Origin of the sequence: Lactobacillus equicursoris DSM 19284 = JCM 14600 = CIP 110162 (assembly GCF_001434815.1) — a bacterium.
Classification (GTDB): domain Bacteria; phylum Bacillota; class Bacilli; order Lactobacillales; family Lactobacillaceae; genus Lactobacillus; species Lactobacillus equicursoris.
Genome location: NZ_AZDU01000115.1, coordinates 1 through 944 on the forward strand (window position 1 = coordinate 1; position 944 = coordinate 944).

Genomic DNA, 944 nt, shown 5'->3' on the forward strand with positions numbered 1-944 from the left:
AAAAGCGATCAGCTTTATGCTAATCGCTTTTCTAGATACTGAAAAATTATTTTCTTCCAGATTTCTTTTTCTTTATTCTTTCGTCAATAGATTTCAAAACACGTTCTGTTTGTTTTTCGTCTTCTTCAGTAACTTGACTATAATCAAATTTAACTCCTTCGGTTGGTGCTTCCCACCACCGTCTATCAGAATACGGCTTTTTATTTTGGTTCATTTAATTCCCTCCACTTCATCTGTATAATTCCATCGGCATCTTCCCACACACTTTCAATTTTAAACCGTGTGTTTCTGCCAAACAATACTTCCTGTTCTTGATTATTATACAGCGAAATGTCATGGCCGCTTACTGAATATATTATTTCAATATGAATCTGTTCTACACCTTCAGCGTAATGCTCCTTAGAAGCAGAAATATAACTCCGGTCTTCAAAAATACTACCTTGCTTGTGCTCTTTTAAAAACTCTTTTATTCCCTCATCTGTCATGAAATAGTCCCTTTGCAGTGGCCGAGTAGATGTATATGTTGGCAGCTTACTTAGAGCGGAATCAAGATCCTTAACCATTTCTTTATATGAATCTGACAAGCCATTAATTCCATGACTCCTTAGTTCATTATTCAATCTATAAGAATCTGAACTAAGATAACGATTCAAAGCATATTGCTCTGCATCAGTTAGTTTTGGAACCATAACGGCAACTGACCGACAAAAGGGATGCATTGGCGGGAAATTTTTGCCCGTCTGTGCTTTTGCTACTTCTAATACTTTTGCATTTAAAGACCGACATATTTTGCTGGTGCGATTGTCTAGGACTGCCACGTAGCGATAATACTTTACGTCTCTGGCTTTCCACCGATCTATCTTAGCTTGGTTAGCCAAGTGTGCAGCTTCTGTTCGAATTAACCTTTTAGAATTAAACATTGATGTTTGAAACTCATCAGCTAT

The 944-nt window shown here is 37.0% G+C and carries 2 protein-coding genes; both read right to left on the reverse strand.

What is annotated here, in order from left to right:
* Positions 1 to 46: 46 nt before the first annotated feature.
* A complete protein-coding gene (locus tag FC20_RS10460; protein WP_008463600.1) occupies positions 47 to 214 on the reverse strand; it encodes a hypothetical protein in 168 nt (55 codons plus the stop codon).
* Positions 201 to 944, reverse strand: a 744-nt coding sequence (locus tag FC20_RS09575) for a minor capsid protein (protein ID WP_169788893.1), incomplete at its 5' end; no start/stop codon positions are given. The genes FC20_RS09575 and FC20_RS10460, both read right to left, overlap by 14 nt.